Here is a 25,918-nt window from a genome sequence, read left to right on the forward strand (position 1 = left end):
CGGCATCATCCGTAGGCACACCCCGGCGACGAGCGGCGAGGCCCGCATGATCGATCCGACGACGGCACGCGAGGCGATCGCCCTCGTCACCGACGACTTCAGCGAACTCCCCTTCGCGGAAGGCCCCATGCCCGATGACGGGCCGATCGGCTGGCCCGGGTACGCCGCGGCGCACGCCCGCGCCGCCGCCCGCAGCGGCGAGACCGAGTCGGTGGTCTGCGGCACGGGCGTGGTGGGCGGTGTGACGGCGGTACTGATCTCCTTCGAGTTCCGGTTCCTCGGCGGGTCCCTCGGGGAGCGCACGGGCGCACGGGCCGCCGCGGCCCACGACCTGGCCCGCGCGCGACGGCTTCCCGTCGTCGTCCTGCCCGCCACCGGCGGCAGCCGCATGCACGAAGGCATGCGGGCGCTCCTCCAACTCCAGTACCTGGCCCGCGAGTCGGAGGTCACGCGGGCGGCGGGGCTGCCGCAGATCGCCGTCCTGCGGGATCCCACCACGGGCGGCGGCTGGGCCACGCTCGGAGCCGGCTCCGATGTCGTCCTCGCCCTGCCCGGCGCCCAGGTGGGCTTCGCCGGCTCCCGCGTACGGCCGCCGGACGCGGACCCGGCCGCGTACACCGCCGAGGCACAGCTCGCCCACGGCCACATCGACGCGATCGTGACGCCCGGCGCGCTCCGGGAGACCCTCGGGCGCTGGCTCTCGCTGCTCGTCCGGCCCGCCGAGGGTCCGGTCCCGCCGCCGTACGCGCTGGGCGACCCGGATGCGCCGCCCGCCGCGAGCGGGCGGGAGGCCGTGGCCCGCGCCCGGCACCCGGAGCGGCCCCGGGCCGCCGCCTATCTCGACGCCCACTTCACCCTGCGCGAGGAGATCTCCGGCGACCGCTGCGGGGGCGTCGACCCGGGCATGCGGTGCGGCTTCGGGCGGCTTCCCGACGGGCGTACGGTCGCCTACGCCGCCCAGTGCGGCACCGCGACGCGCCCGGCCGGCTTCCGCACGGCCGCCCGCCTCGTACGCTTGGCCGACCGCCTCGGCATCCCGGTGCTCACCCTCGTCGACACCCCGGGTGCCGCCAACGATCCCGCGGCGGAACGCGCGGGCGCCGGGACCGCGATCGCCGGCCTGTTCGCCGCCGTCGCCTCGGCCCGCACCCCGCTCACCTCACTGCTCATCGGCGAGGGAGGCTCGGGAGGTGCCCTCGCCCTGGCCGCTCCGGACAACACCTGGGCCACCCCGGACAGTTACTTCTCCGTCATCGCGCCCGAGGCGGCCGCGGCCATCCTCAAGCGCGCTCCCGAGGAGGTTGCGGCCACTGCCGACCAGCTCCGTCTGCGCCCCCAGGACCTCGTGGAACTCGGTGTGGTCCGGGGGGTCGTGGGCGGAGCTGCCGAGGGGGCCGGGGGCTCTCAGTGACCCAGGGCCCGCTTGAGTTCGGCCTTGTCCATCGAGGAGCGGCCGTGGATGTTCCGGCGCTGGGCCTCGGCGTACAGCTGGTCGTAGGTCGGACCCTCCGAGCCGCTGTGCGAACGCTTGCCGCCGCGCCGCGAGGAGGACATGTCCTCCGTCGAACTCTTGCTCGCCGTCTTCGACTCGCCGGACCGCGCCCGCTCCTTGTTCACCGTGCGCGCGGCGATCTCCTCGGCCCGCTTCTCGCTCTCGCCCCGGTCCAGGGCGCTTTCCTTGATGTGCTCGTACTGCCGCTCGCGCTTGGCGTTCGATCCGCGCGGCATGGTGCGCTCCTCTCCGTCCGGCTGCGACTGCCCCCGTGTCCGGCGGCTGCCCGCACCCGTGAGCTCTAATCCGTTTCGTCCGGCTTCCTTCGGGGCGGCCGGCCGATCTCCAGCCAGACCACCTTGCCCACCCCTCCCGGCTCCTTGTCCCGGCTGCCCCAGGCACCGGCCAGCCGGTCCAGGACCATCAGGCCGTGCCCGCCGGGCAGCGCGGCGGAGCGCGGCGCCCGTACGCGGGGATGCTCCGGGTTCGCGTCGGACACCTCCACGCGCAGCCCTCCCTCGCCGTGCCGCAGGACGAACTGCTCGGGGCCGCCGGCGTGCAGGCAGGCGTTGGTGACGACCTCCGACACGAGCAGCAGGACGTCCTCGACCCGCTCCTCCGCCTCCTCGCTGTCCGCCGGGATCCACCCCCAGTCGGTCAGCGCCTGTTTCGTGAAGTCCCGGCAGCGGGACACGACCCCGCGCGTGCCGTGCAGCACCAACCTCCGGACCTGGGTCGGGGGAGCGCCTTCGCCGTCAGCCATGACCGTCCCCGCCATCCCCGCCGTCCCTGTCGTCCGCCAGGGCCTCGGCCACGTTCCCGTACACCCGGAAGACCGTCCGGGCCCCGGTGATCTCGAACATCCGGTCCACGGGCGGGTGGACCCCCGCGAGGTCCAGACGCCCGCCCGTCTCCTGCAGCCGCAGGCGCGCCCGCAACAGCTCGTTCAGTCCCGTCGAGTCGCAGAAGCTCAGGCCGGAGCAGTCGACGACGACCCTGCGGGCCCGGGCGTGCTCCTCCAGCGCCCGGTGCAACGAGCCGACCGTGTCGTGGTCGAGCTCGCCACCGAGGCCGAGGACCACCACCCCGTCGGACGTCCCGGGCCGGGCCCGGAGCGCGAACCGGGCGTCGTGGGGCGGTGGCCGCTCCCCTGTATTGCCGTCGGCGTCCATGGACACCCGCCCACCTCCTCGACGATCACACGTCTTCCCACCGGTTTCGGACGGCTGCCCCGGATCGACCTCCTCAATCCCCGAACTCATCGGCGAATAGTCGCCACGGGCGAAGCCGGGCGGGCCCCCCGCCGGCGGGGGGCCCGCGCCCGGCTCCCGTCCGGGGCCCGCGCCGTCGGCGACGGGTTACCGGGGCTGGACCGAGCCCGCGTAGACGTGGTCCGGGGTCACCACGCTCGTCACCGCGCGCGCGAGCAGCGTCGACGGTTCCTGCCCCCCGCTGGAGATGTCCGTGTTGATCATGATGACGAGCGTCGCCTCCCGCTCGGGCAGGTACACCGTCACCGTCTCGTACCCCGGCAGCGACCCGTTGTGCCCGATCCAGCCGTTGGTCTCGAAGATGCCCAGGCCGTAGCTGGAGCCGGGGAAGCCCGTCGGCAGCGTCCGGAGCCGCTGCGCCTGCGTCTCGGGGCTGAGCAGCTCGCCGGTGGCGAGGATCTTCGCCCAGCGCCGCAGGTCGTGCAGGTCGGAGATCATCGCCCCGGCCGCCCACGCCCAGCTGGGGTTCCAGTCGGTGGTGTCCGCGACCGCGCCGCTGAGCGTCTGGTCGGTGTAGCCGTGGGGGTGCGGCTCGGGAAACTCGGGCCCGGTCGGGAAGAGCGTGTGGCGCAGGTGGGCCGGGCGCAGGACGCGGTCGCGGAGGAAGTCGGGGAGGGGCCGGCCGCTGACCTTCTCGACGACCAGGCCCAGCAGGACCAGGTTCGTGTTCGAGTACTCGAACTTGGCGCCCGGTTTGAACGTGTTCTTGTGCTTGAACCCGTACGCGAGCACCTCCTCCGGGGTGAAGGAGCGGTACGGGTCGCTGAGCAGGTCGTGGATGAAGTCCGGGTCCGAGGTGTACGGGAAGAGGCCGCTGCGCATCTCGGCGAGATGACGCAGGGTGATCCGGTGGCCGTTCGGAACTCCGCGGACATAGCGGGAGATGGGGTCGTCGAGGCCGATCCGGTGGTCGTCGACGAGCTTCAGAAGCGCGGTGACGGTGAAGGTCTTGGTCTCGCTGCCGATGCGGATGTGGCCGTCGGTGGTCATCGGCTCGCGGGTGACGGTGTCGGCGACGCCGGTCGCGCGGACGTAGCTGCCCTTGCCCGGCATCCACAGGCCGACGACGACGCCGGGGATGCCGGCCTGCCTGCGGACGTCCTCGATGGCCTTGTCGAGCCGGGCGGTCAGTTCGGGACCGAGACCGTGCTGCGGGCAGTCGTCCTCGCCGTACCGGCCCGCGAGGGCTCCGGCGGCGTGGACGGCGGTGGCGGGCGTCGCCGTCACGGGGGCCAGCACGGACGCCACGAGCAGCGTCGCGGCGAACAACCGGCGGGAGGGGGTGCGTCGCATGGGGGGGCGCCTTTTCCTGGTCACGGGCTTCGAAGGGGCATCATCACCACCGAGGGCGAGGACGGCGCCGCTCCCGCCCGGCGGGTGCGGCAAGAGTCCACCCGTACGGGGTCACGCGGTGACCGAGGCGGGCCCGAGGGCCGGATAATGGCACCTCCGACGATGGGGAGACGAAGGACCATGACGCTGAAAGAGGGCCGGCGGGTGAAGCTGGCGGTGGACCTGAGGCTGGCCGGGCAGGTCGTTCCGGCGGGCGAGGTCCCGGCGGAGGAGGGCACCGGGGCGGGGTTCCTGGCTCTGGCCGCGGGAGTCGAGGGCGTCGTCGAGCGGCTGGACGAGGACCGTCCGCAGAGCCCGGAGGTCCGTGAGTACGAGCGGCTCAGGGCCCTCCTCGACGACTTCGGCCACCAGATGCCTCCGGCCAGCAGGGCGCGACTGGAGGAGCAGATCGGCTCGTTGGAGCCGGCGTGGACCGCCTACCGGGAACGGCGGCTCCGCCTCACGGTCCGCGTCCGCTTCGACAACGGATTCGTCCTCGACGACGCTCCCGGCGATCTCTTCACCTCCGTCTGACCCACTCCCCCCTCGCGGAGTTTTTGCGATCCCCGCAAGTTTCTTTGCCATCCCCCTCCCCCGGGTCCGAGTCTGGACGGCGTCCGGTCCCGTCGAAGGGGAACTCACGTGCTCACGACATCCCTGGCCCCGCCACCCACCCCGCTCAGTGCGCGCCGGCGCTGGACCGTGCTGGCGGTCTGCGCGCTCAGCATGTTCCTGGTCGGCGTCGACGCCACCATCGTCAACGTGGGGCTTCCCGAGATCGGGCGCGGCCTCGACGTGGGCACCCGCGGTCTCGAATGGGTGGTCGACGCCTACACCGTGGTCATGGCCAGCCTGCTCGTCGTCGCCGGCGCCCTCGCCGACCGCTTCGGGCGCCGCCGGGTCTTCCGGTGGGGGCTGGTCGTCTTCGGGCTCGCCTCCCTCCTGTGCGCCCTCGCTCCGTCCCTCGGCGTGCTGGTCGCCGCCCGGGCGGTCCAGGGGATCGGCGCCTCGATGCTGAGTCCGGTGGCCCTGGCGATCGTGGTCAACGCGATGCCCGACCCCCGGGAACGCGCCCGCGCGATCGGCGTGTGGGCCTCGGTGTTCGGACTGAGCATGGCGGCGGGCCCGGTCACCGGCGGGGCGCTCATCGCCGCGTTCGGCTGGCGCTCGGTGTTCTGGATCAACGCGCCGGTGGTGGTCCTCGCCCTCGTCCTGGTCGCCCTGTTCGTTCCGGAGTCCCGCGGCGAGCGCGCCCGCCGGCTCGACCTGCCCGGTCAGGTGCTCCTCACCCTGACGCTCTGCCTCACCGTCGGCCTCCTCATCGAAGGCCCCCGCGTCGGCTGGGCGTCACCCGCGGCCCTCTCCGGGTACGCGCTGACCGCGGCGGCCACAGCCGGCTTCGTCCAGATCGAACTCCGGCGCGATGAACCGCTGATGGACCTCGGCCTGTTCCGCCGGCCGGCGTTCGTCACGGCGGTGCTCGGCGCGACGGCGGTCTTCGTCGCCCTCAACGTGACCCTGCTGCTCAGCACCCTCTACCTCCAGCAGGCCCGGGGCTGGACACCGCTCGCGGCGGGCGCGGCAACCCTGCCCATGGCGCTCGGGGCCACGCTGTGCGCGCCCTGGTCCGGCATCCTGGTGGGCCGTGTCGGGCCCCGGCGTCCGCTGCTCCTCGCGGGCGGGTTCACCGCGGCCGGTGGTCTGTGTCTGGCGGGCCTGGACGAGGGCACGAGCGTGTCGCTGATCCTGCTCGCCTTCCTGCTGATCGGCATCGGGTTCGGCTTCGCCAACGCCCCTCTGACGAACACCGCGGTCTCCGGGCTCCCGCCGTCCCGGGCCGGGGTGGCGGGGGCGATCACCTCCACCTCGCGCCAGGTCGGGGTGGCGGTCGGCATCGCCGTCGCCGGCGGACTGGTCGCGGACGCCGACCCGGCGGAGCTGGCCGCTGCGACCCGGCCGGGGTGGCTGATCGTGTCGCTGTGCGGACTCTTCCTCCTCGCCGTGGCACGCGCCGCGAGGCCCAGGCCGTTGGGGCCGTCCGCCCGTGAGCGGCCGACGCCGTAGGGGCGACGCATGATGCCCGGGGCACGCTGTCCCTCGGCGAGGGGCCGTCAGAGGCCGGGGTCGTACCCCGGGTCCGGGGCAGCTCGACGAGGACGGACGGGCCCCCGATCGGCGGACCCGTCCGTCCCCCTCGGGCAGGGAACCCGGCTACGGGACCCAGTGGTTGCCCGAGGCCGTGATCATGACCTGGAGCTGGATGCTGGCCGAGAAGTAGCTGCTCGTGTCGACCGGGGTCGCGAGCATCTTGTTCCACAGGGCGTCGAGCCAGGCCTGGCTGCCCGGGTCGGTCATCGCCGCCACCGCGAACGGGGCGAAGAAGGCGGCCTCGCTGCCCGAGGAGATCTGGGTGCCGTTGAGCTTGTACCCGATGGCGATCTTGTTCGGGTCACCGCCGGTCTTCGTCTTGATCCAGCCGTTGAGCTTCCGGGCGGCGGCGAGTGACGTGGCGTCGCCGCTGGTCACCGCGTCGTCGGCGATGCGCCACGGCGTACGGCAGGCGTTCCACCAGTAGGAGCCGTCGTTGGGGTCCTCCAGGACCTGGCCGGGAGCGGGCTTCGGCGTGGTGTCGGTGTCGACGACGAAGTCGGGGAGGAGGCCGGTGCCGGAGGCGTACGTCGACTGGAGGCGGGAGATCTGCGTCTGATGGGCGTTGCGCACCGCGTCCCACGTGGTGTCGCCCGAGGCCGCGCGGAAGGCGCGGAAGTGATCGACCATCCAGTCCGAGGTGCGGGAGATGTAGTAGGACTGGTCGCCCGAGCTGCTCCAGTCCCCCAGCTTCAGGAGCTTGGTCGTGGCGTTGACCTCATCCTTCTTGATGGCGGCGATGTGCTTGAGCGCCAGGTCCTTGTAGTTGTACGTGCCGGCGCTGCCCCACTGCTTGTCGGCGAGGAGCAGGCCGTAGGCCACGTCCATGTCGCCGTCGGTGGCGCCGTCGCCGCCGTTGACGCTCTTGCAGGCGGTGTCCTGCTCGGCGGCCAGGAGGTTCGGGTTGACCGAGGACGGGTGGTCGATCTTCCACTTGACCAGGCCGTCGAAGATCTTCTTGGCGTCGGGGTCGGCGCCCGCCATGGTGGCGGTGACGACCATGCCGTAGCCCTGCGCCTCGGCGACATAGGGGTGGTCGGCGTCGGGCGAGATGATCTGGTACCAGCCGTTGCCGCAGTTCTGCCGGACGAAGGCGGCCTTCCACCGGTTGTAGTAGTCGACGACTTTCTGGTCGAGGGCGGACTGCGTGCCGGAGGGCTTCAGTGTGCCGGCGGCGTAGGGCTTGAGGTGGCTGCCGAAGGGGACGGCCGGTCCGCCGCTCCCGCCGCCGCCGGTCGTGGGCGAGCCGTACACCTCGAACTCCCAGAGGGAGTAGCCGTACGGCGTGCCGCGCCCCGTGCCGTACATGCGGACGTAGCGGCCGGTGCCGGAGACCGTGAGGTCGTCGGTCGCCCCGTCTCCGGCGGTGGTGGAGTAGACGTCGGTCCAGGTCGTCCCGTCGGCGGAGGTCTGGATGCGGTACGTCTTGCCGTACGCGTCCTCCCAGTTGAGCTTCACCCGGGAGATCGTGTGGTTCGCCCCGAGGTCGATCCGTATCCACTGCGGGTCGACCCCTTCCGCACTCGCCCAGCGGGTGGCCGTGCTGCCGTCCACCGCGAGGCCGGGTCCGAAGGCCGAGGTCTCGACGGACGAGGCCGTCACCGCCTTGCCGCCGGAGACCAGGCCGTCGGCGGCCTGCGCCTGCGGCATGACCGTCAGGGGCAACGCCAGCAGACCCGCGAGCCCGAGAAGCGAGACGCTTCGTCGACGCATGTCAACTCCCTTTCCCTCCATGGCCAATGGTTAGGAAATATTCCTAACCATTGGCCGGGAGAGTAGAGAGGCCGCACGGCCCGCGCAAGACCTCGCGCACGGAAGGGCTCTCAGCCGTGCGCGGTCCGCAGCGTCGTGAGCACCGGCGCTCTCAGGGGGCAGGCCTGTCGTGAGGATCACAGCGGCGACGGGCGAAAGGCCACCGGCCCGTGCCCGCCCCTGGGCAGAATGGGCCCCGAATCCGGCGTCTTCACTCTCGGGGGAACGTGACGTGTCCAGACTGAACCGGTGGTGCCTCGTCCTCGCCGCGGCCGCGCCTCTCGCGCTCGCGGGCTGCGACAGCCCGCCTCCGCCACTGGAGTTCGGCACGGCGAAGCCCTCGGGCCCGAAGCTGGATGCGCGGCCTGCCGCGAACGGCTCGCTGCCGCTCGCCCAGTGGCCGAACGCCTGCGAGGTGCTGAGCGACACGGAGATCCGGGCGATCCTGCCCCAGGCGACCGCCTTCGCACGGGACCCGATCAACGTGACGATCATCGATTTCAACCCTCTGTCCGAGTCCGCTCCCGGCACGACCGGTGACGTCCCCGCCGGCGGCTGCGAGTTCGAGTTCAAGCTGCCTTCCACGTACGAGAGCGAGCACAACAGCAGCGTCAAGGTCACCTTCACCGCCATCGCCGATCCGGCGCTGGTACGGGAGAACTACGCGGATGACCTCCAGAGGGCGCGCAAGCGGGCGGGCGAGGGCTCGTACAAGAAGGAGTTCCGGGACCTCGGCACCTCGCTCGGCACCGAGGGCTGCTTCCTGCCGGACGTCTCCGACGGGCCCACCTGCCACCAGGGGCCGTACCAGTTCGAGGTGAGCGGCATGTCCACGGCGGACGGAGTCGGGAAGTACCCGCAGTCGGAACGGAACTGGAGCGAAAAGGTCCTCACCCAGGTCGTCCGGACGCTGGGCCCGCGCATGGGGTGACGGTCGCCGGGGCGGTGGCTCAGGCGTCGGCGAGCAGCATCGCGAGGGCCGCCAGGGCGAGCAGCCCGAGGTACGCGCGCGCGTGGACGCGGTCCGGTATCCGGGGCGGGCGGCGGCGCAGCACTGCGATGACCGGCAGGGCTCCGAGGAGCAGTGCCCCCGCCGCGTACGGGTCGACGAGGCCGATGAGGCCGGTGCCGGTCGTCGTGGCGGCATGGGACGGAGTGCCGGCGAGGGAGACCGCGACGGCAGGGAGCGTCACGGCGAGGGTGAGGGGGTTGGCCAGCGCGGTCGCCACCCGCATGGGGTGTCCGGCCCGGCGCATGGCGGGGACGGTCATCACGCTGCCGCCGACGCCGAGGAAGGCGGCGACCGCGCCGATCGGGGCGCCCGCGGCGGCGGGCAGCGGCCGTCGCGCCCGCGCGGGCTCGCCGCCCGGCCGGCTCGCGGGGCGCAGGAAGCCGGGCCGGAGCAGCAGGTCGCCGGCGGTGAGTGCGGTGTACGCGACGAACGCCCAGCGGGCCAGGTCCGGCGGCGCGAACCGGGTGGCGTACGCCCCGGCGCAGGCGCCCGCCGCGAGGAGGGGGAGCAGCGCGCCGCTGCCGCGCAGGGCGAGGAGTACGGGCCGGGGGGTGACGGCCGTGGCGAAGGCTGCGTTCACGAGCATCACCAGGGCCGAGGTGGCGGTGGCCACCGGCAGGGCGGCCGCGCCGAGGGCGGCGTCCGCCCACACGACGACCGGGACCGCCACGAACCCGCCACCGAACCCGAACAAGACCGTCGTCGCTCCGGTGAGGAGCCCGATCGCCATCAGCATCACCACGTCCATGGGTCAAGACCATCAGGCGGGCACTGCTTCCCGCATGCGATGGTCGGCCGTGTTCCTTCGCGTCTCGGCCACTACGGTGGCCGGGTGAAGAACATCCCGCTGGACGACGTCGACCGTCTCGACCGGGCCGTCCTGCCGATCGGCACCGACTATCCGGCCGGGCACGTCCTGGAGTGGCACGAGCACCGGCGGGCGCAGTTCCTGTACGGGGCGACCGGCGTCATGGTCGTCGACACCGCGGACGGCACGTGGACGGTCCCGCCCGAGCGGGCCGTCCTGATCCCGCCGGCCACCTCGCACCGGGTCCGGATGCTGGGCGTGAGCACGCGCAGCCTGTACGTGGAGCCGGGCGCCGTCCCGTGGTGGCCGGCGCGCTGCGTGGTCGTGGACGTTCCGCCGCTGTTGCGCGAACTGCTGCTCGCGGCGTTGGAGTTCACCGCCGACTACAACCTGTCGGGGCGGGAGGGCGCCATCGCGACGCTGCTGCTGCACGAGATCGCCGCGCGCTCCCCGCTCCCCCTCCACGTCGCCCTCCCGGCGTCCGGCGACCTGGCGGCGCTGTGCAGGGAGTACTTGGTGGCCCCGGACGCGACGGTCACCAACTCCGACTGGGCGGTCAGGAGCGCCCTGAGCGAGCGGGCGTTCACGCGGCGCTTCCGTGCGGAGACGGGCGAGAGCCCCGCGGTCTGGCGGTCCCGTGCCCGGCTCCTGGCGGCCGTGCCCCTGTTGCGTACCGCGACGGTCAGCGAGGTGTCGGGCCGCCTCGGGTACGCCTCCCCGGCCGCGTTCACGGCCGCTTTCACGCGGGCGTTCGGCCTGCCGCCGTCCCGGTTCACGGCGGGCCGGGCGGCGGGCCGGGGCTGAGGCTTCCCTCAGCCGTTCAACGGGTCACCGTCCACTTCTGGTTGGTGGCACCGGTGCAGGTCCAGATCTGCAGCCGGGTGCCGTTGGCGGAGCTGTTGCCGGTGGCGTCCAGGCACTTGCCGGACCGCGGGTTCACCAGGTCCCGGGCGGCGTTGGCGGTCCAGCGCTGGGCCTCCGTACCGTTGCACTCCCACAGCTGGACGGGGGTGCCGTCGGCGGTGCCGGCGGAGGTGACGTCGAGGCACTTGCCGAGTGCGCGGACGGTTCCGTCGGCCGCGAGGGTCCACTGCTGGGCGGCGGTGCCGTTGCAGTCGTAGAGCTGTACGGGCGTGCCGTTCGCGGGGTTCGCACCGGCGACGTCGACGCACTTGCCGCCGAGCCCGGTGATCGGTCCTGCGGTGGCGGGGCCGTCGGCCGTGGTGACGCGGACGTGGTCGACGACGAGCTGCTGCGGGAAGGCGGTCGAGGCGTCCGGGTCGCCGGGCCAGTAGCCGCCGACGGCGAGGTTGAGGATGAGGAAGAAGGGCTTGTCGAAGACCCAGGTCCGGCCGCCGAGGTCGGCGGGCGTACGGGTCTGGTAGACGGAACCGTCCACGGACCAGCTGATCCGGCCGGGCGACCAGTCGACGGCGAAGGTGTGGAAGGCGTCGGCGAAGGCCTGTCCGCCGGGCAGGGTGTACCCGGCGCCGATGCCGCCGGAGCCTGAGTAGCCCGGGCCGTGCAACGTGCCGTGGACGGTGGAGGGTTCGAAGCCGACGTTTTCCATGACGTCGATCTCGCCCGAGTCCGGCCAGCCGACCTGACCGAGGTCGTTGCCGAGCATCCAGAACGCGGGCCACATGCCCTGGCCGCGCGGCACCTTCATGCGGGCCTCGACATGACCGTACTTCGTGGTGAACTTCCCGGCGGTGTTGAGCCGGGCGGAGGTGTACTCGCAGCGCCCGTACCAGCACGAGTAGTTGCCCGGGTTCTCCTTGCGGGCGGTGATGACCAGGTGGCCCTGCCCGTCGAGCGCGGCGTTGCGGTTGCCGGCCGTGTAGTACTGCCGCTCGTGGTTGCTGACGTTGTCGCCGGTCTCGGTCTGCCACCGGGTGCCGTCGACGGCGGAGCCGGCGGGACCGTCGAAGTCGTCGGAGAAGGTGACGGCGGCCGTCCCGGCGACGGGCCCGAGCGTTTCTCGGGATTCGGTCGCCGGGCCCAGCGCCGCGACGGTCAGGGCGAGGGTGAGCGCGGTGAGGGCGGAGGACAGGGGGCGCAGGCGTGAGCGGGAGGAGGTCATGGCTCTCTCTTCCGTCGGCTGTGGGGGGCGCGGAGGGGCGGCCGACTTCGCCGCCCCCATGATTCAAGGTGTGAGGGAAGGGGGCGTCAAGAGGTGCGACGCCCCCTTCCGACTCCGCACGGCTCAGCGGGAGTTGGCTGCGTGGGTGAGGGTCTCCCAGGCCACGAAGAGGTTGTTCGTGCCCGCCGGCCGTCCGGCCTCGGTGAGCTTCTGGGTGTTCGTCATGGCGTATCCGAGGCGCCCGTGCAGGGCGTTGAAGCCGACCTCGGTGACCGGGCCGAGGTGGTCCTTGAGGGCGCCGCCGCAGAGCCAGGACGGGACCGGCTCGCCGAGTTCGTACTTCGCCTGGAGGCCGAGGGCGTGCCGTAGCCGGTCGGCGACCTCGGGGTAGAGGTCCTGGCCCTGGATGCGGCTCGTCTCGGCGATGTGGGAGATCGCGGACAGGCCGTACCCGGTGTGGGTGAGGTCGCGACAGGTCTCCTGGGTGAGGCCGTCGACGAAGGTGGTCTGCCCCTGCCAGTACCGGACGAGCTCGTCGCGGGTGTCGAGTCCGCTGCCCGGCGCCGCCTTGGGGAGGGCGCCGTCGCTCGTGAGGTAGATGTACGCGGGGACCCGGCCGCGGAAGATGGCGACCGCCTTGTCGTAGGCGGCGCGGTCCTCCAGGAAGACGGCGATGCCGAGGGCGGCCTCGGTCATGCTGAGCTCCCAGTTGCCGTTGGAGTGGGAGCCGTTGGCCACCTCGGGGAGGTAGACGGTGCGGAGCATGGTCTTGAAGCGGTCGACGCGGGCCTGCGGCCAGCCGGTGTAGGTGTACCGGATGATCTCGGCGGCCCGCGGCCAGGAGGAGCCCGCCCAGCCCGTCTGGAGGGGCGCGTTGGAGTTGGTGTGGTCGGTGATCACGCCGGACCAGGCGTCCATGATCTCGATCGCCTTCTCGGCGTACCGGCTGTCGCGCGTGACGTACCAGGCGAGAGAGAGCGTGTACGCGGCGAGGGCGTCCTCCCGTTCGTCGGTGCAGCCGAGGTTGGGGTTCGAGTACGAGCCGCATTCGACGACCGCGCGGGGCTTGGGGACCCGGGCGAGCGAGGCGTACCTGCTCGCCGTCATCTGGTCGAAGGCACCCTTCCAGGGCTGCGCCCCGGCGTTGACCTTCTCGCGGGTGAAGTCGAGCTGACCCCGGGAGACCAGGACGCCGGGGTGGACGAAGGCGGCCGGGGCGGCCTCGGCGCGGCCGCCTCCGGGGGCGGCGACCAAGGTGGCCAGAAGTGCGGCGAGGAGCAGGGGGGCGGTGAACCATCTGGTCATGTGAGTACCCCTTCTTCATGTACGTGAACGGCCGATGACTGTCGAGGGTGGAACCTAAAGGTCTGCACCAGAGGCGTCAAGGAGGCTCGTTCACCACGGATCCGGCCCGCGAGCGGCCCGAAGTGCCCGTCGGCGAGGGCAGCTCGTTCATGTCCGTGAACGTGCGCGAGAGCGTCGCGGCGGCCCGGGTCGTGGGAGCGCGCTCGCCTTCCGTACGATTCCCCCCGTTGCCACTCATACGTCTGAAGGAGATCCCCATGGCCCAGGTCACGCTGAAGGGCAGCCCCGTGCAGGTCAACGGCGCTCTGCCGGCTCCCGGCAGCCAGGCTCCCGACTTCACGCTCGTCGCCGAGGGGCTGGCGGACAAGTCGCTGAAGGACTTCGCCGGCCTGCGCAAGGTCCTCAACATCTTCCCGAGCGTCGACACCCCGACGTGCGCCTCCTCGGTCCGTGCGTTCAACGAGAAGGCCGGGCAGCTGGACAACACCGTCGTCCTCTGCATCTCCGCCGACCTGCCCTTCGCGCAGGCCCGCTTCTGCGGCGCCGAGGGTCTCGAGAACGTGAAGAGCCTCTCGACGCTCCGCGGCCGCGAGTTCCACACCAACTACGGCGTGGAGATCGCGGACGGCCCGCTGGCCGGTCTGACCGCCCGCGCCGTCGTCGTCCTCGACGAGAACGACACCGTGCTGCACGCGCAGCTCGTGGGCGAGATCGCCGACGAGCCGAGCTACGACGAGGCGCTCGCGGCCCTCAAGTAGTCGTCCCGGAGCGGGACACACGGAGGAGCCCTCCACCGGTACCGGTGGAGGGCTCCTCCCGTACGCCCGGCCACTTCCTCCCGTACGCCCCGGCCGCTTCTCTCGCGCGCCTTGGTCAGACGCAGCCCGGGCAGAGCCCCCGGTACGTCACGTCCGCCTTCGACACCGTGAAGCCGAACCGCTCCGCGGGCGGCAGGACGGCGAGCGGGTCGCCGGTCGGGTGGACGTCGCGGATGAGCCCGCAGTTCGAGCAGACCAGGTGCTGGTGCGACTGGCGGGCGTTCGGGTCGTAGCGCTTGGCCCGCCCGTCCGTGGAGAGTTCCACGACCTCCCCCAGGGCGACCAGCTCGCCGAGGGTGTTGTAGACGGTCGCCCGCGCGATCTCCGGAAGGCGCGCCACCGCGCGCGCGTGGACCTCGTCCGCCGTGAGGTGCACATGGTCCCCCGCCAGGACCTCGGCGACGACCCGGCGCTGGGACGTCATCCGCCAGCCACGCGCGCGCAGTCGCTCCAGCAGATCGCTCATGCCTCACCTCATCGTCATCGGCAAACTTGGCGTTGTTCTTGACTTAGATTACGTCCATTGTAGGATCGGTTTCGTAGATGGCCAAGGGACAGGAAGATTCCAGCACGGCGGGAGCAGCAGACGTGAGACCCGCGGCAGGCCCGTCCGCCGAACGCACTTCCTGAGCACTGTGTCCGCCAGGTCCGGAAGGATTTCCATGTCTGAGAACCACGATGCAATCGTCACCGACCCGAAGTCGGGCGGCGAAGGCGGCTGTCCGGTCGCCCACGGGCGTGCCGCCCATCCCACACAGGGTGGCGGCAACAGCCAGTGGTGGCCGAACCGGCTGAACCTGAAGATCCTCGCCAAGAACCCCGCAGTGGCCAACCCGCTGGGTGAGGACTTCGATTACGCGCAGGCTTTCGAGAGCCTCGACCTGTCGGCCGTGAAGCGGGACATCGCCGAGATCCTGACCACGTCGCAGGACTGGTGGCCCGCCGACTTCGGCCACTACGGCCCGTTCATGGTCCGGATGGCCTGGCACAGCGCCGGCACCTACCGCATCAGCGACGGCCGGGGCGGCGCCGGCGCCGGCCAGCAGCGCTTCGCGCCGCTGAACAGCTGGCCGGACAACGGCAACCTGGACAAGGCGCGCCGTCTGCTGTGGCCGGTGAAGAAGAAGTACGGCCAGAACATCTCCTGGGCCGACCTCATGATCCTCGCGGGCAACGTCGCCCTGGAGTCGATGGGCTTCGAGACCTTCGGCTTCGCCGGCGGCCGCGCAGACGTGTGGGAGCCCGACGAGGACGTCTACTGGGGCCCGGAGACCACGTGGCTCGGCGACGAGCGCTACACCGGCGACCGCGAGCTGGAGAACCCGCTCGGCGCGGTGCAGATGGGCCTGATCTACGTCAACCCGGAGGGCCCGAACTCCAACCCGGACCCGGTCGCCGCGGCCCGCGACATCCGCGAGACCTTCCGCCGGATGGCGATGAACGACGAGGAGACCGTCGCCCTCATCGCAGGCGGTCACACCTTCGGCAAGACCCACGGCGCCGGCCCCGCGGACAACGTGGGCGCGGACCCGGAGGCCGCCTCCCTCGAGGAGCAGGGCCTCGGCTGGAAGAGCACCTTCCGCACCGGCAAGGGCCCGGACGCGATCACCAGTGGCCTCGAGGTCACCTGGACCACCACCCCGACCCAGTGGAGCAACGGGTTCTTCAAGAACCTGTTCGAGTACGAGTACGAGCTGAGCAAGAGCCCGGCGGGCGCCCACCAGTGGGTGGCCAAGGACGCCGAGGCGATCATCCCGGACGCGTACGACCCGGCGAAGAAGCACCTGCCGACGATGCTCACCACCGACCTGTCGCTGCGCTTCGACCCGGTCTACGAGCAGATCTCGCGGCGCTTCTACGAGAACCCGGCGGAGTTCGCGGACGCCTTCGCCCGCGCCTGGTACAAGCTCACCCACCGCGACATGGGCCCGGTCGCTCGCTACCTCGGCCCCGAGGTCCCGTCCGAGGAGCTCCTCTGGCAGGACCCGCTGCCGGCCCGCTCGTACGAGCTCGTCGACGCCGCGGACATCGCCTCCCTCAAGGAGAAGATCCTCGGCTCGGGCCTCACGGTCACCCAGCTGGTCTCCACCGCCTGGGCCGCCGCCTCCTCGTTCCGTGGCAGCGACAAGCGCGGTGGCGCCAACGGCGGCCGTATCCGCCTGGAGCCGCAGCGCAACTGGGAGGTCAACAACCCGGACGAGCTGGCACAGGTGCTGCGCGTCCTGGAAGGCGTCCAGGAGTCCTTCAACTCCGCCCAGACCGGGGGCAAGCAGGTCTCCCTCGCCGACCTCGTCGTCCTCGCGGGCGTGGCGGCGGTCGAGAAGGCGGCGGCGGACGGCGGCCACGCCGTCGAGGTGCCGTTCACGCCCGGCCGCGTTGACGCCGCCCAGGAGCAGACGGACGTCGAGTCCTTCGCCGCCCTGGAGCCGGCCGCGGACGGCTTCCGCAACTACCTGGGCAAGGGCAACCGGCTCCCGGCCGAGTACCTGCTCATCGACAAGGCGAACCTGCTCACCCTGAGCGCGCCCGAGCTGACCGTCCTCGTCGGCGGTCTGCGCGCCCTGGGCGTCACCCAGCCGCAGTCCTCGCTCGGCGTCCTCACCGAGACGCCCGGCAAGCTGACGAACGACTTCTTCGCCAACCTGCTCGACCTGGGTACGGAGTGGAAGTCGACCTCCGCGGACCAGACCACGTTCGAGGGCCGTGACACGGCCACCGGCGCGGTCAAGTGGACGGGCAGCCGGGCCGACCTGGTCTTCGGTTCCAACAGCGAGCTGCGCGCGCTTGCCGAGGTCTACGCGAGTGACGACGCGAAGGAGAAGTTCGTCAAGGACTTCGTGTCGGCGTGGGACAAGGTGATGAACCTGGACCGGTTCGATCTCGTCTGATCCTCACCGTACGCCGGGCCGGCCCGGGTGGCTTCCACGCCACCCGGGCCGGCCCCGTTCGCGTATGGCGCGCTCACCCGTCTGTCGTGGCGCCACGTGGCACCGTTTGGCGCCACGTGGCGCCATTTTGCATCACCAGTCACCGTCACGTAGACCTGACGCCACTTTGCCCCAACGAGATGCCAGTACGTTTACCCAGGTCAGACCAACTTCTCGCGACCTGACTTCCCCTTCACCCTGCCCATCGCTTGCACATGGCGCCATAGTGGTGCCATGATGACGTCATGGACCTCACCCCGTATGTCGACACCCTCCGCCGCGAACTCGCGGTGGCCGCCGAGGCCGGCGGCGAGGAGGCTCGCGAGCTGGCCGAGCGGCTCACCGCTCCCCTGGAGTCGGCGGCCCGGCTCACCATGCTCAACGTGCTCTCCGCCGCGACCGACGAGATCACCCGTGAACTCGCGCCCGGTTCGGTCGACGTACGGCTCCGGGGCCTCGACCCCGACTTCGTGGTGACGCTCCCGACCACCGGCGACGCCCCCACCGAGCCGGACACCGCCGGCGAACCGCTCCCGGCACCGGCTCTCGCCGAGGGCGACGAGGGCGGCACCGCCCGCGTCAACCTGCGCCTGCCGGCCCACCTCAAGGCCCGCGCCGAGGAGGCCGCGGCCCGCGAGGGCCTGTCGGTCAACGCCTGGCTGGTACGGGCCGTGTCGGCCGCGGTCGGCGGCGGCACCCGGCCGCGTTCGCCGGAGAAGCCCCAGACCATCGGACAGAGCATCACGGGCTGGGTGCGCTAGCCACGCCACCAACCCGCACCACACCACCCACACCACGTCCCACCTGCGGGGACGACCTGAAGACCCAAGAGGACGGGACAGCCATGCCTTCTTTCGACACTCCCGAACCGATCACGGCCACGGCGCGCGTGGAGGCCGGTTCCATCCAGTTCATCGCGGGCGACCGCGCCGACACCGTCGTCGAGGTGCGGGCGCGCAACCCGAAGAAGGAGCTGGACGTGAAGACGGCCGACCAGACCGAGATCTCGTACGCGAGGGGCGTACTGACCGTCAGGACGCCCAAGTCCAACATGTTCGGCCGCACCGGCGTCGTCGACGTCACGGTCGAACTGCCGGCCGGCTCGCAGGTCGAACTGACCGGCGCCTGGACCCAGGTGCTCGGCGAGGGGAGGCTCGGCGAGGTGCGCGTGAAGACGTCGTCCGGCGACGCCCGCTTCGACACCACCGGCCCGCTGCACCTGACCGCGTCGCACGGCTCGATCACCGTGGACCGGGTCGAAGGCAAGGCGGAGATCACCACCAGCTCCGGCAGCCTGCGCGTCGGGCTGGTCGACGGTCCCGCCGTCCTGAAGAACTCGCACGGCACCACGACCGTCCGCGCGGTCACCGGCGACCTGCGGGTGAGCGGCGCCAATGGCGACATCGAGGTCGGCCGCGCCGAGGCCTCGGTCGTCGCCACCACCGCCCATGGCACCCTGCGCGTCGGCGAGGTGGCGAGCGGCGCCGTCCAGCTGGAGACCTCCTACGGCGCCATCGAGGTCGGCATCCGCGAGGGCGTCGCCGCCTGGCTCGACGCCCACTCGACCTCCGGCCAGGTGCGCAACGCGCTCACCGCGTCCGAGACCCCGGGCAAGACCGAGGACAAGGTCGAGGTCCGCGCCCGGACCAAACACGGCAACATCGACATCCGCCGCGCCAAGGCCTGAACACCCCCCTTCACCGGCCCGTCCCCCATCCCTTCCCCCTCACCCTTCCTCAGGAGGGCCCCATGCCCGCTTCTGTCATGCCCATGTCCAATGAGGCGGACAGTCGTCCGTCACCGGCCGCTGTCTCCGCCGTCGGTCTGCGCAAGTCGTACGGCGACAAGGTCGTGCTCGACGGCATCGACCTGCGCATCCCGACCGGCTCCATCTTCGCCCTGCTCGGTCCGAACGGTGCGGGCAAGACGACCGCCGTGAAGATCCTGTCCACGCTCCTGACCGCCGACGGCGGACAGGCCCGGGTGGCGGGCCACGACCTCGCCACCTCCCCGCAGGCCGTCCGCCGCGCGATCGGGGTGACGGGCCAGTTCTCCGCCGTCGACGGCCTGATCACGGGCGAGGAGAACATGCTCCTGATGGCGGACCTGCACCACCTGCCCAAGGCGGAGGGCCGCCGGGTCACCGCCGGACTCCTCGACCGCTTCGACCTGACGGAGGCGGCGAAGAAGCCCGCCTCCACCTACTCCGGCGGCATGAAACGCCGCCTGGACATCGCCATGACCCTCGTCGGCAACCCGCGGATCATCTTCCTCGACGAGCCGACCACCGGCCTCGACCCCCGCTCCCGCCACAACATGTGGCAGATCATCCGCGAACTGGTCGCCGACGGCGTCACCGTCTTCCTCACCACCCAGTACCTGGAGGAAGCCGACCAGCTCGCCGACCGCATCGCCGTCCTCAACAACGGCACCATCGCCGCCGAGGGAACGGCGGAAGAACTCAAGCGCCTCATCCCCGGCGGCCACGTGAGACTGCGCTTCTCCGACCCGGGCACCTACCGAGCTGCCGCGACCGCGCTCACCGGAGCCACAAGAGACGACGAAGCCCTCGCCCTGCAACTCCCCAGCGACGGCAGCCAGCGCGAACTGCGCACCATCCTCGACCGGCTGGACACCGCCGGCATCGAAGCCGACGAACTCACGGTCCACACCCCGGACCTGGACGACGTCTTCTTCGCCCTCACCGCCACCGTCCCCGCCCCGTCCAAGGAGTCCGTCCGATGAGCTCGCTGTCCCTCGCCGCCCGAGACACGACCACGATGCTGCGCCGCAACCTCCTGCACGCCCGCCGCTACCCCTCCCTCACCCTGAACCTGCTGCTCACCCCGATCATGCTCCTGCTGCTGTTCGTCTACATCTTCGGCGACACCATGAGCGCGGGCATCAGCGGCGGCGACCGCTCCGACTACATCGCCTACCTGCTCCCGGGCCTGCTCCTGATGACCATCGGCTCCACCACGATCGGCACGGCGGTCTCCGTCTCGACCGACATGACCGAGGGCATCATCGCCCGCTTCCGGACGATGGCCATCCACCGCGGCTCGGTCATCACCGGCCACGTCATCGGCAGCGTCATCCAGTCCGTGATCAGCGTGGTCCTGGTCGGCGCGGTCGGCGTGGCGATCGGCTTCCGCTCCACCGACGCCACCGCCGTGGAGTGGCTGGCGGCCTTCGGCCTCCTGACCCTCTTCGCCCTCGCCCTGACCTGGATCGCGGTCGGCATGGGCATGGTCAGCCCGAACGCCGAGGCCGCCAGCAACAACGCGATGCCGCTGATCTTCCTCCCGCTGATCTCCAGCACCTTCGTCCCGGTCGACCAGATGCCCGGCTGGTTCCAGCCCATCGCCCACTACCAGCCCTTCACCCCCGCCATCGAAACCCTCCGCGGCCTCCTCCTGGGCACCGAGATCGGCCACAACGGCTGGCTCGCCCTCGCCTGGTGCCTCGCCCTCGCCACCCTCGGCTACTTCTGGTCCAAGGCGGTGTTCAACCGAGACCCCAAGTGACCGAGCGGCTCCCAACGGGCGGCGTACACCGACACCACGTCGGAGTGCGCCGCCCACTCGCGTCGCCCGCCGAGCCGGCCGACCCGTGCCTCGGCGTGGACCAGGCTTGGCTTCTCGGGCGGGGTCCGCCGACGTGCCGCGCCGGAAGGCCGGGCGCATGCTGGCAGGAGTACGTGCATCCTCATGACGGCGAGGGGTCCTCGTGGGACGGAGCGACAACACGGAGCACCCCGGCGCCCCCCTTCGGGAAGGGGCCCCTCTGGAGAACGTCGCGACCGCGATGCTCGACGAGCGCGGCCGCATCACCTGGTGGTCCCGGGCCGCACGGCGGCTGCTCGGTTGGACCGCCGAGGAGATGGCCGGCGAGCGGGCCTCCCTGATCCTGGTCGAGCCCGCCGAGCCGGTGTGTACCGGCGACCGGCCGCTCCTGCGCCGGACCCGCCTGCGGCACCGGGCGGGGCACGTCGTCGAGGCTGACCTGCTCGTCGCGGAGGCGGACGGTGCGGCGGAACGCCTGGTACTGGCCCTTCCACCCGGCGGGCCGGGCGGCGGGGAGCAGGACAGGGACGTGGCGCGGGCGCTCCTCGCCCAGGACGGCATCGGCGTCGCCCAGTTCGACATGGCGCTGCGACTCGTACGGACGAACGCGGCCCTGGAGGCACTCCGCCCGGAGGGCGGCGGGGACGACTGGCTGTGCCGGCTCACCTCGCGGGACGGGGGCGGGCCGGCGCGAGCGGCGTTCGAGCAGGTCGCGACCACGGGTACGCCCCTCACCGCGCGCGTCTACGAACTCGGCCCGAAGGGCGCGGGCGTGGCCCTGTCCCTCTCGTGCTACCGGATCGAAGACGCCCTCGGCATGCCGGTGGGCGTCATGGTCGAGGCGGCCAGGATCCTGGAACCGGCCCCGGCGCGCCTCTCCGACACGTACCGTCGGGCCTTCGAGACCGGCGAGTCGCTCGACGTGGTCCAGGTGGCGCAGGACCTCACCGCGGTGCTCGTGCCGGCGCTGGGTGACTACGCGGTCGTCGACTTTCCCGACGACGTCCTGCAGGGCCGCGCCCCGGCGCCCGGATATCACGGGCAGGAGGCGTCCGCCCCGCGCCGCGTGGCGGTGAGGGCGGCGGGCGGTGGCTGGCCGGCACAGCTGATCCAGGTGGGCGAGGCCCTCCCCCGCGTCGTCGAGAGCCCGGAGATCGCCGCCAAGTACGTCGGCGGCGTGCTCGTCGCCGACGCGGAGCTCAGCCGGCGGATCCTGGGCGACGACCCGGAGTTGATCCGCAGATTCCTGCCGGAGGGCATGCACAGCTCCCTGGGCTGTCCCCTCTACCGGGGCGGCCGGTTCTTCGGGTACGCCGCGGTCTACCGCGCCCGTACTCCCACGCCCTTCGACGAGACCGACATCAAGCTGATGCACGACCTGTGCGCCCGCACCTCGACGGCCATCGACAACGCCTTCCGCTCCGCCCGGGAGCACCAGACGGCCGTGGTCCTCCAGCGCAGCCTGCTTCCCCCGGCGGCGACGAGCAGCACCGCGGCCGACACGGCCGGCGTGTACCTGCCCGCGGGCGGGGCGATCAGCGTCGGGGGCGACTGGTTCGACGCGTTCGACCTGTCCTCGCTGAGGGTGGGGCTGGTCGTCGGTGACGTCGTGGGGCACGGTCTGGAGGCGGCCGCCACCATGGCGCGCCTGCGGACGGCCGTCCAGACGCTCGCCGACCTGGACCTGCCCCCGGACGAGTTGCTGACCCGGCTCGACGACCTCGTACGGCGGATGCAGTGGGAGGCGGCCGATCCGGACAGCGTGGGCGGCTCCTGCCTCTTCGCCGTGTACGACCCGGTCAGTCGTACGTGTCAGATGGCCTCCGCCGGTCATCCGCCGCCCGCTCTGGTGACGCCCGAGGGTGACGTCGGCTTCATCCCCGTCACGCCGGGCCCGCTTCTCGGCGTGGGTGACAACCCCTTCGAGGTCCTGACCGTGACGCTGCCGCCGGGGAGCACCCTGGTGTTCTACACGGATGGTCTGCTCGGGCGGGACGCCGGCCACGGGTCCGAGCAGCTGAAGACCGTTCTGGCCGAGCTGGCCCCCGTCGAAGGCTCCCTGGAGTCCCTGGGCAGTGCGCTCCTCGCCAGGACGCCGCACGTGGAGCACCCGTCCGACGACATCACGGTCCTGCTCGCCCGCACCCACGCCGTGGCCGAGGACTCCACGGCGAGCTGGGAGTACCCGGCGGATCCTGCCGCCGTCCACGACGCTCGCGCCCATGCCAACGCCCAGCTGGAGGCGTGGGGGCTGGACGAGCTGCTGTTCAGCACGGAGTTGATCGTGAGCGAGCTGGTCACCAACGCCATCCGGTATGCCGGAGGTCCGGTGACCCTGCGCCTGATCCGTGACCGCGTCCTCGTGTGCGAGGTGTCCGACCCGAGCAGCACCCAGCCTCGGCTGCGCCGCGCGCGCTTCACCGACGAGGGCGGCCGGGGCCTCTTCCTCGTCGCACAGCTGACCACCCGTTGGGGCAGTCGCTACACGGAGCGCGGTAAGACGATCTGGACGGAACAAGGACGCGAGAGCTGATACGGGTATCCGGGGAAGCACGCTCACAAAGATCGCGGATCCTTGCACGATCGTCCCGCTGACTCTTTGCCGATGCGTGAATCGTGTTCAGATGAGGAGCGCGCCCGTTCGGGCGATGTCATCGAGAGCATGGAACGGAATCAGAGATGAGTCACCCGACGAAGCGACGTCCGCTGCCGCATGATTTCCATCCGCCGGTGCCCGAGCTGTCGGTCAGCAGCGTGGATCTGACGAACGGTGGGACCCTGCCGGACGCGCATGTGTACGCGAAGGGGAACTCCTCGCCGCAGCTGAGCTGGTCGGCCGGTCCGGAGGGTACCCGTGGCTACGCGGTCACCTGCTACGACCCGGACGCGCCGACCGGCAGCGGGTTCTGGCACTGGACGGTCTTCGACATTCCGGCGGATGTCACCGAGCTGCCGTCCGGCGCGGGAAGCGGGGACTTCACGGGGCTGCCGGCAGGTGCCGTACAGGCCAGGAACGACTACGGCAGCAGGGACTTCGGCGGGGCCGCGCCGCCGGAGGGGGACGGCCCGCACCGCTACGTGTTCACGGTGTACGCCGTGGACCAGGAGAAGCTGGGACCGGATGCGGACGCGGCGCCGGCTCTCGTCGGATTCCATCTCCGCTTCCACGCCCTCGCCCGCGGCCACCTGATCGCCACATACGAGGAGGCCGGGGAGTAGTTCCCCTGACGAGGAGAAGGGGGCGGCGAGGGGCACGGCCACGCGCACGATCTTCGCGTCTCCTTGCACGTTCCTCTCATCAGCGGGAGAGTGAGGCTGGTCCGTGGTGAGATGGGGGCATGTCCCTCGACGAGCTTCGCGACCTGCTGGAGCGGCATGCGCGGCCTGACCTGACCACGGCCATCGACGGTGTCCGGATCTGCCGGGCGGAGCCGGGCGCTGAGCCGGAGTACTCGATGTCCGGCGTGATGTTGGCGGTCATCGCGCAGGGCCGCAAGCGGCTCGCGCTCGGCGACCGGGTGTACGAGTACGGCGTAGGTCAGTACCTGGTCACGTCGGCCGATCTGCCGGTGACCGGACGCGTCGCCCCAGGCGGGCCGGAACTCGGTTTCGGGATGACGCTGGATCCCACTGTCATCGCGGAGTTGATGCTGCAGGCTGGGCCCGGTGACCTGCCGCGGTCGACGGGCTCGCCCAGGACGGGGATCATGATCAGCGAGGCCCCGGCGGAGCTGCTCGACGCGATCGTCCGCCTGCTGCGTCTGCTGGACCGGCCGCGTGACCGCAGGGTGCTCGTCCCCTTGGTCAAGCGGGAGATCCTGTGGCAGCTGGTGACAGGGGAGCAGGGTGAGGCGGTCCGTCAACTGGGGCTCGCGGACAGCAGCCTGAACCACATCACCCGGGCGATCGACTGGATTCGGGACAACTACGCCGAGGCCTTCCGGGTCGAGGACCTGGCGCGGTCCTCGGGGATGAGCGTCTCCGCGTTCCACCGGCACTTCCAGTCGGTGACGGCGATGAGCCCGATCCAGTTCCAGAAGCAGATCCGGTTGCAGGCGGCGCGGCTGCTGCTGGCGAACCGCCCCCACGATGTGACCGGCGTCGGTTACCGGGTGGGGTACGACAGCCCGTCGCAGTTCAGCCGGGAGTACAAGCGTCAGTTCGGTCTGCCTCCGAGCATCGACGCGGCACGCCTGCGCGGTAGCGTCGACCCTGCGGCCGCCGCCGTGCCGTAGGCGCACACCGCTCGGATCTGCCCTCCGCAGGCGCGCCGTCGGCGGTCGCCTGGCGCGTGGAGCGCTGGTCCGTAGGCGGGGGGCGGCGCCGGGCACATTACGCCGTCACAATCCTTTTTTCCGACGCACGACAACGGCGGCACGGCGTGTGATCGACAACCGGTGCTCCATGCCAGTCTGCTCGGACACGCAGTGGCTTGGAGCCGGAGGTACACCGCCCATGGCGGCGAACAACAACCCCACCGTCACGGGACGACGACTGGGAGCGGAGCTGCGCCGGCTCCGTGAGAACAGCGGCATGACCGGCACGCAGGTCGCGGCGCGACTGCTGATCTCCCAGGCCAAGGTCAGTCACATGGAGACCGGCCGCCGTGCCGTCAGCGCCCGCGATGTGCGCGACCTCTGCACGCTCTACGGCGTCACCGACCAGCGTGCCGTCGACTCCCTGACGACGCTGGCCAGGGAAGCGAGCCGGCGGGGCTGGTGGCACTTCTACGGCGACATCCCCCACAGCGTCTACCTCGACCTGGAGGCGGTCGCCGCCTCCATCCGTGCCTACGAGTCCATGGTGATCCCCGGCCTGCTGCAGACCCCCGCCTACGCCGCCACGGTCATCGAGGAAACGATCCCCCTCATCACGGCGGACCAGGCCGCCGCGCGACTGAAGGTCCGGCTTCGCCGTCAGTACCGGATCTACGACCCCGCCCGCCGGTTGCGTCTGTGGGTCGTCCTGGACGAATCGGCCCTGCGGCGTGTCGTCGGCAGCAGGGAGATCATGCGCGAGCAACTGGAGCACCTGCACGCGCTCAGCACCGAGCCGCACATCACCATCGAGGTGCTCCCCCACAGTGCGGGCGCTCACCCAGGGCTGCCAGGACAGTTCTCCATCCTGGAGTTCTCCGACACCCGAGAGGCGGTGGTGTACCTGGAGAGGTTCACCACCGGCCTCTGCCTGACGAAGACGTCCGACGTACAGCAGTACGGCCTGACGCACACGCGGCTGCGGTCCCTGACCCTCGGCCCGGACCAGAGCCGGCACCTCATCACCGAGGCCATCAAGCGCTACGCGTCCTGAGGCCCGCCGCGGGCCCTGTGCCTCCGTGCGCCTTTCGTCCCGCGCGCCACGCCCATAATCCGGCGTTCTTGAATTGACCCGGTCGGCGTACATC

Annotated in this window: 24 protein-coding genes; 15 read left to right on the top strand and 9 right to left on the bottom strand. The window is 71.5% G+C overall.

Features of this window, described 5'->3' with window-relative positions:
• The first annotated feature begins 46 nt into the window (after positions 1-46).
• Positions 47-1,411 (top strand): carboxyl transferase domain-containing protein, encoded by a 1,365-nt coding sequence (locus ACZ51I_RS07465; RefSeq protein ID WP_468872260.1) that lies wholly within the window; start codon positions 47-49, stop codon positions 1,409-1,411.
• Here ACZ51I_RS07465 and ACZ51I_RS07470 read toward each other — a convergent pair.
• The 4 genes from ACZ51I_RS07470 to ACZ51I_RS07485 all read right to left on the bottom strand — a co-directional run bounded on the left by ACZ51I_RS07470 (position 1,405) and on the right by ACZ51I_RS07485 (position 4,056).
• Positions 1,405-1,728, bottom strand: coding sequence for a plasmid stabilization protein (locus ACZ51I_RS07470; protein WP_468872262.1), 324 nt, complete (start codon positions 1,726-1,728; stop codon positions 1,405-1,407). The two genes, ACZ51I_RS07465 and ACZ51I_RS07470, sit on opposite strands and share 7 nt — an antisense overlap.
• A gap of 65 nt (positions 1,729-1,793) precedes the next feature.
• Positions 1,794-2,255, bottom strand: a complete 462-nt coding sequence (locus ACZ51I_RS07475) for an ATP-binding protein (RefSeq protein WP_468872264.1) — start codon at positions 2,253-2,255, stop codon at positions 1,794-1,796.
• The gene (locus ACZ51I_RS07480; protein ID WP_468873790.1) at positions 2,248-2,664 is read right to left on the bottom strand and encodes an STAS domain-containing protein; all 417 of its coding nucleotides are present in this window, start codon (positions 2,662-2,664) and stop codon (positions 2,248-2,250) included. Before ACZ51I_RS07480 ends, ACZ51I_RS07475 begins: the two co-directional genes overlap by 8 nt.
• Before the next feature lie 186 nt (positions 2,665-2,850).
• Entirely contained in the window at positions 2,851-4,056 is a 1,206-nt protein-coding gene (locus ACZ51I_RS07485; RefSeq protein ID WP_468872266.1) for a serine hydrolase domain-containing protein, read from the bottom strand.
• Positions 4,057-4,236: 180 nt separating this feature from the next.
• Here ACZ51I_RS07485 and ACZ51I_RS07490 point away from each other — a divergent pair, with 180 nt between their 5' ends.
• Both ACZ51I_RS07490 and ACZ51I_RS07495 read left to right on the top strand, forming a co-directional pair.
• Positions 4,237-4,629 carry a hypothetical protein gene (locus ACZ51I_RS07490; RefSeq protein ID WP_468872268.1) on the top strand — a complete coding sequence of 131 codons (393 nt, stop codon included), beginning with the start codon at positions 4,237-4,239 and terminating at the stop codon, positions 4,627-4,629.
• 108 nt (positions 4,630-4,737) lie between these two features.
• Positions 4,738-6,159 carry an MFS transporter gene (locus ACZ51I_RS07495; protein WP_468872270.1) on the top strand — a complete coding sequence of 474 codons (1,422 nt, stop codon included), beginning with the start codon at positions 4,738-4,740 and terminating at the stop codon, positions 6,157-6,159.
• A gap of 147 nt (positions 6,160-6,306) precedes the next feature.
• Here ACZ51I_RS07495 and ACZ51I_RS07500 read toward each other — a convergent pair whose 3' ends face one another.
• Positions 6,307-7,956, bottom strand: coding sequence for a glycosyl hydrolase family 8 (locus ACZ51I_RS07500; RefSeq protein WP_468872273.1), 1,650 nt, complete (start codon positions 7,954-7,956; stop codon positions 6,307-6,309).
• 271 nt (positions 7,957-8,227) lie between these two features.
• On the opposite strand from ACZ51I_RS07500, the gene ACZ51I_RS07505 reads away from it, so the two are divergent.
• The gene (locus ACZ51I_RS07505) at positions 8,228-8,926 is read left to right on the top strand and encodes a hypothetical protein (protein WP_468872275.1); all 699 of its coding nucleotides are present in this window, start codon (positions 8,228-8,230) and stop codon (positions 8,924-8,926) included.
• Between the two features lie 19 nt (positions 8,927-8,945).
• Here the strand turns inward: ACZ51I_RS07505 and ACZ51I_RS07510 are convergent, their stop codons facing one another.
• Positions 8,946-9,755, bottom strand: coding sequence for a TSUP family transporter (locus ACZ51I_RS07510; protein WP_468872277.1), 810 nt, complete (start codon positions 9,753-9,755; stop codon positions 8,946-8,948).
• 84 nt (positions 9,756-9,839) lie between these two features.
• Here ACZ51I_RS07510 and ACZ51I_RS07515 point away from each other — a divergent pair, with 84 nt between their 5' ends.
• Complete coding sequence (locus tag ACZ51I_RS07515; RefSeq protein WP_468872280.1) at positions 9,840-10,619, top strand: AraC family transcriptional regulator; 780 nt, start codon at positions 9,840-9,842, stop codon at positions 10,617-10,619.
• Between the two features lie 16 nt (positions 10,620-10,635).
• Here the strand turns inward: ACZ51I_RS07515 and ACZ51I_RS07520 are convergent, their stop codons facing one another.
• A complete protein-coding gene (locus ACZ51I_RS07520; protein WP_468872282.1) occupies positions 10,636-11,898 on the bottom strand; it encodes a ricin-type beta-trefoil lectin domain protein in 1,263 nt (420 codons plus the stop codon).
• Between the two features lie 123 nt (positions 11,899-12,021).
• Positions 12,022-13,203 (bottom strand): alginate lyase family protein, encoded by a 1,182-nt coding sequence (locus ACZ51I_RS07525; protein ID WP_468872285.1) that lies wholly within the window; start codon positions 13,201-13,203, stop codon positions 12,022-12,024.
• Between the two features lie 257 nt (positions 13,204-13,460).
• On the opposite strand from ACZ51I_RS07525, the gene tpx reads away from it, so the two are divergent.
• The gene (tpx, locus tag ACZ51I_RS07530; protein ID WP_468872288.1) at positions 13,461-13,961 is read left to right on the top strand and encodes a thiol peroxidase; all 501 of its coding nucleotides are present in this window, start codon (positions 13,461-13,463) and stop codon (positions 13,959-13,961) included.
• 115 nt (positions 13,962-14,076) lie between these two features.
• Here tpx and ACZ51I_RS07535 read toward each other — a convergent pair whose 3' ends face one another.
• Positions 14,077-14,487, bottom strand: coding sequence for a Fur family transcriptional regulator (locus tag ACZ51I_RS07535; protein WP_468872290.1), 411 nt, complete (start codon positions 14,485-14,487; stop codon positions 14,077-14,079).
• 196 nt (positions 14,488-14,683) lie between these two features.
• Between ACZ51I_RS07535 and katG the strand changes: the two genes are divergently transcribed.
• The 9 genes from katG (at position 14,684) to ACZ51I_RS07580 (ending at position 25,824) form a co-directional block, all read left to right on the top strand.
• Positions 14,684-16,909 carry a catalase/peroxidase HPI gene (gene katG, locus ACZ51I_RS07540; RefSeq protein ID WP_468872292.1) on the top strand — a complete coding sequence of 742 codons (2,226 nt, stop codon included), beginning with the start codon at positions 14,684-14,686 and terminating at the stop codon, positions 16,907-16,909.
• 284 nt (positions 16,910-17,193) lie between these two features.
• On the top strand, positions 17,194-17,709 hold the full coding sequence (locus ACZ51I_RS07545) for a toxin-antitoxin system HicB family antitoxin (RefSeq protein WP_468872295.1): 516 nt from the start codon (positions 17,194-17,196) through the stop codon (positions 17,707-17,709).
• 83 nt (positions 17,710-17,792) lie between these two features.
• Entirely contained in the window at positions 17,793-18,635 is an 843-nt protein-coding gene (locus ACZ51I_RS07550) for a DUF4097 family beta strand repeat-containing protein (protein WP_468872297.1), read from the top strand.
• A gap of 62 nt (positions 18,636-18,697) precedes the next feature.
• Positions 18,698-19,693, top strand: coding sequence for an ATP-binding cassette domain-containing protein (locus ACZ51I_RS07555; protein WP_468872299.1), 996 nt, complete (start codon positions 18,698-18,700; stop codon positions 19,691-19,693).
• Positions 19,690-20,475, top strand: coding sequence for an ABC transporter permease (locus ACZ51I_RS07560; RefSeq protein ID WP_468872301.1), 786 nt, complete (start codon positions 19,690-19,692; stop codon positions 20,473-20,475). Before ACZ51I_RS07555 ends, ACZ51I_RS07560 begins: the two co-directional genes overlap by 4 nt.
• Positions 20,476-20,677: 202 nt before the next feature.
• Entirely contained in the window at positions 20,678-23,047 is a 2,370-nt protein-coding gene (locus ACZ51I_RS07565; RefSeq protein ID WP_468872303.1) for an ATP-binding SpoIIE family protein phosphatase, read from the top strand.
• A gap of 146 nt (positions 23,048-23,193) precedes the next feature.
• The gene (locus tag ACZ51I_RS07570; RefSeq protein WP_468872305.1) at positions 23,194-23,733 is read left to right on the top strand and encodes a YbhB/YbcL family Raf kinase inhibitor-like protein; all 540 of its coding nucleotides are present in this window, start codon (positions 23,194-23,196) and stop codon (positions 23,731-23,733) included.
• Between the two features lie 119 nt (positions 23,734-23,852).
• Positions 23,853-24,749 (top strand): AraC family transcriptional regulator, encoded by an 897-nt coding sequence (locus tag ACZ51I_RS07575; RefSeq protein WP_468872307.1) that lies wholly within the window; start codon positions 23,853-23,855, stop codon positions 24,747-24,749.
• Positions 24,750-24,969: 220 nt separating this feature from the next.
• Complete coding sequence (locus ACZ51I_RS07580) at positions 24,970-25,824, top strand: helix-turn-helix domain-containing protein (protein WP_468872309.1); 855 nt, start codon at positions 24,970-24,972, stop codon at positions 25,822-25,824.
• Positions 25,825-25,918 lie beyond the last annotated feature (94 nt).

This window comes from Streptomyces sp. NPDC034084 (assembly GCF_055575535.1).